5 protein-coding genes and 1 tRNA gene are annotated in these 5,344 nt (G+C 68.6%); 3 read left to right on the top strand and 3 right to left on the bottom strand.

Annotated features, from left to right (window positions below):
• Position 1 precedes the first annotated feature (1 nt).
• Positions 2-77: transfer RNA gene (locus ACLFMY_RS08265), tRNA-Thr, on the bottom strand.
• Positions 78-114: 37 nt separating this feature from the next.
• Positions 115-1,065, bottom strand: a complete 951-nt coding sequence (locus ACLFMY_RS08270) for a CHAD domain-containing protein (protein WP_410764188.1) — start codon at positions 1,063-1,065, stop codon at positions 115-117.
• An 80-nt stretch (positions 1,066-1,145) separates the two neighbouring features.
• On the opposite strand from ACLFMY_RS08270, the gene ACLFMY_RS08275 reads away from it, so the two are divergent.
• From ACLFMY_RS08275 to ubiB, 3 genes are read left to right on the top strand one after another with little or no spacing between them, the layout of a single operon-like run.
• A complete protein-coding gene (locus ACLFMY_RS08275; protein ID WP_410764189.1) occupies positions 1,146-2,285 on the top strand; it encodes a phospholipase A in 1,140 nt (379 codons plus the stop codon).
• 28 nt (positions 2,286-2,313) lie between these two features.
• On the top strand, positions 2,314-2,955 hold the full coding sequence (locus ACLFMY_RS08280) for an SCP2 domain-containing protein (protein ID WP_410764190.1): 642 nt from the start codon (positions 2,314-2,316) through the stop codon (positions 2,953-2,955).
• Positions 2,956-4,617, top strand: coding sequence for a ubiquinone biosynthesis regulatory protein kinase UbiB (gene ubiB, locus ACLFMY_RS08285; protein ID WP_410764191.1), 1,662 nt, complete (start codon positions 2,956-2,958; stop codon positions 4,615-4,617).
• 52 nt (positions 4,618-4,669) lie between these two features.
• Here the strand turns inward: ubiB and ACLFMY_RS08290 are convergent.
• The coding region (locus ACLFMY_RS08290; protein WP_410764192.1) for a cytochrome b/b6 domain-containing protein at positions 4,670-5,344 on the bottom strand (675 nt) is incomplete at its 5' end.

Consider the following 5,344-nt stretch of genomic DNA (forward strand, 5'->3'; position numbering starts at 1 on the left):
GTGGTGCCGGAGAGAGGAGTCGAACCCCCGACCTTGGCATTACGAATGCCCTGCTCTACCAACTGAGCTACTCCGGCACGGGACCGCGCATTCTTGTCGTTTTTCAGCGGCTTGTCAATCCGCCCCCGACGCGGCCTTGCGAAGATCCGCGACCAGCTGGTTCACCCCGCGCACGAGGCGCTTCTCCAGTGCCGGGCGCGCGATCTCCCAGTCCTTCCACAGGGAGTCGAGACGGTCGTCCTGCCAGCCCGCCAGGTCGATGACCCGCGACCTGGCCTCGGCAAAGGATTGCGTGACCGCCCGCGTCTGCTTGCCCGGACGCTCCAGCGCCCCGGGGAGCGCATCCTCGACCAGCCAGCCGGCCCAGCGTGGGATATGGCCGCGAAAGACGACCAGGTCGTGGACGTCGCCGAGCCGGTCCTGGATCGTCTTGAGGTCCTTGAGCAGCGGGGCGACGCCGGCGAACGGCTCGCTCATGGGCTCGACCAGGTAGCGCAGGTACTTGACCTGGATCCGGGCCGCGTGGGCGCCGGCCCGTCCTTCGTCCATGTCCCGCCGGATCAGGCCGAGCATCCACTCGAGCTGCTCGGCAAGCCAGTCGACGAACGGCGGGGTGTCACCGCGCGCACGCGGCTTGAGCCCCGGTCTCGGGTCGAATGCCAGGTGCTGGCGGGAAGGCGGATCATGCTCGTCGGCCAGCCGGACCAGGCGCTCGCCGGTCTCGCCGATCTCCGGGTCACCGGCAAGCTGCCCGAGCAGGGCGATCATCACCTCGCGGTCCCGGGCGGGGCTGCTGGCACGGGCCAGCGCCTTGAGCCGCTTGCGCGTGGACTTGCGCGTGCGGATCACGTCCCGCGATAGCTTGATCCACACCCGCAGGCGCCTGAGCTCGACCCGCAGGTCGTGCAGGGCTTCGGGGTCGTCGTCCGCGGACTGGCAGTAATGCGTCCAGGCGCTGCGGAACACCGCCTGCTGCGCGCCGACGAGCGTGGCCGCCACCTCCCCCGCCGGTCGGGACGGGAAGTCCGCGTCCAGCTTTCTCGCGTGCTTTCTGGCCTTTCCCATGGCCGCCCCCGCTGTCAGTGGAACCACGTTGAGTCTATGATGGTCCACCCATCCGTATTCGGCAATGACAGTCCTTCAGCATGCAACCTGCCCGACCACCCCATTCCGCCCTGCCCGCCCTCACCCTTGCCCTGGGCGGATCGCTGCTGGTCGCACCGATCACGCCTGCCACGGCGTCGTCCTGGGCGGATTGCGCCCGGATCGAGGCCGATTCCGAACGCCTCGCCTGCTTCGATGCCATGGCCGCCGACGAGTCTGCCGAAGCCCCCCAACCGGCCGGGCAGCCCGAAAAAGCGGATGCGACGGTCGCCGGCAAGGAAGGCGGCGAGGCCACGGCTGGGTCCAGCCCCGTGGCGAGCAGCGACGAGGCGAAGGAGGAAGGCTGGCAGTCCCTCCTGCCCGCGCTCGCGGACTCGGATCCCGTGGCCCTGGAAAAACGTCTGCAATCGGAGCAGAGGGACGAACACAACCCGTTCGTCATGCGCAGCTACAAGCCGAACTACATGATGCCGGCGACCTACACGCCGACGGACCTGTCCCGCGACGTCTACGACTTCGAGCCGCAGCATGCCGAGACCAAGTTCCAGCTCTCGTTCCAGTTCGACTGGTTCAAGGAGCCGCTCGGCCCGGGCACGTCGTTGTACTTCGGGTACACCCAGCTCTCCCTCTGGCAGACCTACAACACCGAGTGGCTCGGCCAGGAAGTGGACTACTCGTCGCCTTTCCGCGAGACGAACTACGAGCCGGAGGCGGGCCTGACCGTCGACATGGACTACAGCCTCGCCGGCCTGACGTTCCGGCGGGCGCGACTCTCGTTCATCCACGAGTCGAACGGCCAGGGCGGGGATCGCTCCCGCAGCTGGAACCGCCTCGCGGCCGGCGTGGCCTTCGGTCGAGGCAACTTCGCCGGCCAGCTGCGGGGCTGGTACCGCCTGCCCGAGCCCGACAAGGACGAAAACCCCCACATCACCGACTACATGGGCCACGGGGACCTCCTGCTCGCCTACAAGTGGCGGGAGCAGACCCTGGCGCTCACGTTGCGCAACAACCTGGATTTCTCGGAGAACAAGGGAGCGGTCCAGCTCGATTACAGCTTCCCCCTGAACAACCGCGTGAAAGGCTACGTCCAGTACTTCAACGGCTACGGCGAGAGCCTGATCGATTACAATCGATCCGTCAGCCGGATCGGCGTGGGCATCGCCCTGACCGACTGGCTCTGATCCACCCGTCCTCAACGCGCTGCCGCCCATGCTGTCCACCGCCCTGCGATTCACCGCCGAGACCACCCTCAACCGGCTGATCCGCCGCGACCCGGCAGCCCGGGATCGCCTCGCGCGCCAGGCAGGGATGGTGTTCACCGTGCTGGTCGAGCACCCCGCCCTGTCAGTCACGCTCACACCGACCACCGACGGACTGATGTGGCGGGCGGCCGACGACCTGACGCCGGACGCGACCATCCATACCAGCGGACCGGCCCTGCTCGCGGCCCTGCAGCGCAGCCACGACATGGACTCGCTGTTTGCCGGCGACATCGAGATCGAGGGGGACGAGCAGGCGGCCACCGCCTTCCTTCGCGCCCTGCGCGAACTGGACATCGACTGGGCGGACTGGCTGGCGGAGAAGATCGGCGTCTCGGCCGCCGGGGTGGTCGAGCAGGTGGCGACCCGCCTTGAGCGCACGACCGCCGAGTGGCGCGAGACCCGCCGCATCGAACAGCACGATTACCTGGTCCACGAGGCCCGGCTGGTGGTCGACGACCTGGACCTGCCGGGCTTTCTCGACGAGGTCGACGAGGTCCGCACCGCGGTCGACCGGCTCGAACGCCGTCTCCAGGAGGTGGAGGCCCGCGCCGCCCGGGCCGGCGATCACGACGAACGGCAGGAGGCCTGAATGCGACCCAGACTGATCTGGCGACTGGTGGTGATCCAGTTCGTCCTGCTGCGCCACGGGCTCGACGAGATCGTGCTGGCGCTGCGCATCTTCCGCCCCATCCGCTTCCTGAAATTCTTTTCGCCCTGGTACTGGCTTTCCGACAACCGCCGGCGCACACGCGGCGAGCGGCTGGTCGCGGCGCTCGAGGACCTCGGCCCGATCTTCGTCAAGTTCGGCCAGATGCTCTCCACGCGTCGCGACCTGCTGCCGCCCGACCTGGCCGAGGCCCTGTCGGCGCTGCAGGACCGCGTGCGGCCCTTCCCGGCCGACATCGCCCGCCAGCGCATCGAGGCCGCCCTGGGCGACTCGGTCACGACCCACTTCGCCCGCTTCGAGGCCGAACCGCTCGCCTCGGCCTCGATCGCGCAGGTGCACGCCGCCACGCTCGACGATGGCCAGGAGGTGATCGTCAAGATCACCCGGCCGGGCATCCACCGGCGCATCCGCAGCGATCTCGAAATCCTCTACACCATCGCCCGCCTGGCCGAGCGCTACTGGTCGGAAGGCCCGCGCCTGCACCCGGTCGAGGTGGTCACCGAGTTCGACAAGACGCTGATGAACGAGCTCGACCTGCAGCGCGAGGCGGCCAATGCCGCCGAGATCCGCCGCCAGTTCGGCGACTCGCCACAGCTCTACGTCCCCCAGGTCTACTGGGACTGGTGCCGCACCGACGTGCTGGTCCAGGAGCGCATCCACGGCATCCCGGTCGCGCGCACCGACCTGCTGCATGCCGCCGGCGTGGACATGAAGCGGCTCGCCGAGATCGGCGTGGAGGTGTTCTTCACCCAGGTGTTCAAGCACAACTTCTTCCACGCCGACATGCACCCGGGCAACATCTTCGTCGACGCCAGCGCCCCCCGGCAGCCCCGCTACATGGCGGTGGACTTCGGCATCGTCGGCTCGCTGACCCACGAGGACCAGCGCTACCTGGCCGAGAACTTCCACGCCTTCTTCAACCGCGACTACCGGCGGGTCGCCGAGCTGCACGTCGAGTCCGGCTGGGTGCCGCGCACCACGCGCATCGAGGAGTTCGAGGCGGCCATCCGCACGGTCTGCGAGCCGATCTTCCAGAAGCCGCTGCGGGAGATATCCTTCGGCCACTTCCTGCTGCGCCTGTTCCAGGTGGCACGCCAGTTCAGCATGGAGGTCCAGCCGCAGCTGGTGCTGCTGCAGAAGACCCTGCTCGCGATCGAGGGACTGGGCCGGGAGCTCTATCCCGACCTCGACCTCTGGGAGACGGCAAAGCCCTTCATCGAGCGCTGGATGCGCGACCGGATGGGGCCGAAGGCCTTCCTGCGCCGCCTGCGCGACGAGGCGCCCTACCTCAACCAGCACCTCTCCGAGCTGCCGCGCCTGTCGATCCAGGCCCTCCAGCAGATCCACCGGCAGTCGGATATTCTCGAAGGGCAGCAGCGGGAGCTCAGGACCCTGCGCGACGAGGCGCGACGAGACCGGACCCGCAACCGACTCACGCTGCTCGGCGGGCTGCTGCTGGCCGTCTTCGTCATGACCCAGGGCCGCGGGCTGGAGCTCCACGGCATCCACGGACTTTCCTGGCTGGGCTGGGCGGAGCTCGTTGGCGCGGCCGCACTGATCTACGCCGGCCTTCGCCGCCCCTGAGCCGCCGCCGAAGGAGGATGCCGGAGCGACATCCCTTGCGGCGACGTGTCCCTTACAGCGTACTGACCTGCAAGGCCACCCACCACGCCACGGCGGCGGCGATCCCGGCGGCCACCACGAAGGCGAGCGGCCCGGCAAAGCGCGGCCTTGCGTTGGGCGGGCGCATCGACTCGGGGAGACGCATCCAGCCGGTAATCATCGCCCGCAACAGGTCCTGGCGCTTGACGACCACGTGGAAGAGGACCCCCATCACGTGCAGGACGATGAACCCCAGCAGCACGTAGAACAGTTGCTTGTGCAGGGCCGTCAGCGCATCGGCCGTGTCCGAGCTGACGAGATCGTGGAAGGGCCCTTCGTTGAAGGCATCGTCGTGGGCGAACAGCCCGGTACCCACCTGCGCGGCGAGCAGCAGCAACAGCGCGAGCACCGAAAGCGCCCCCAGCGGGCTGTGGCCCGGGCCCGCGTGGGCTCGATCGCCCCGGCGCAGGTAGCGCCACAGCCGCCGCGGTCCGGGCACGAACCGAGCGAACCGCGCCGTCTCGCTGCCCCAGAGACCCCACAGCAGACGAAAGATCACAAGCCCGCCCACGGTCACCCCCAGGTACATGTGCCAGTTCAGGTAGCGATCGAAGACCGCGCCGGTCAGGTACAGTCCGGCGATCAGCCCCACCAGCGCCCAGTGAAACACCCGGATCGGCAGATCCCAGACGCGTACGCGACGGATGGA

This window comes from Guyparkeria sp. (genome assembly GCF_046545975.1).
In the GTDB taxonomy this organism is placed as follows: Bacteria; Pseudomonadota; Gammaproteobacteria; order Halothiobacillales; family Halothiobacillaceae; genus Guyparkeria.

Excerpts from the sequence above, each read along its gene's own strand:
- ACLFMY_RS08270 (WP_410764188.1), bottom strand. The coding sequence starts at position 1,065 with ATGGGAAAGGCCAGAAAGCACGCGAGAAAGCTGGACGCGGACTTCCCG.
- ACLFMY_RS08275 (WP_410764189.1), top strand. The coding sequence starts at position 1,146 with ATGCAACCTGCCCGACCACCCCATTCCGCCCTGCCCGCCCTCACCCTT.
- ACLFMY_RS08280 (WP_410764190.1), top strand. The coding sequence starts at position 2,314 with ATGCTGTCCACCGCCCTGCGATTCACCGCCGAGACCACCCTCAACCGG.
- ubiB (WP_410764191.1), top strand. The coding sequence starts at position 2,956 with ATGCGACCCAGACTGATCTGGCGACTGGTGGTGATCCAGTTCGTCCTG.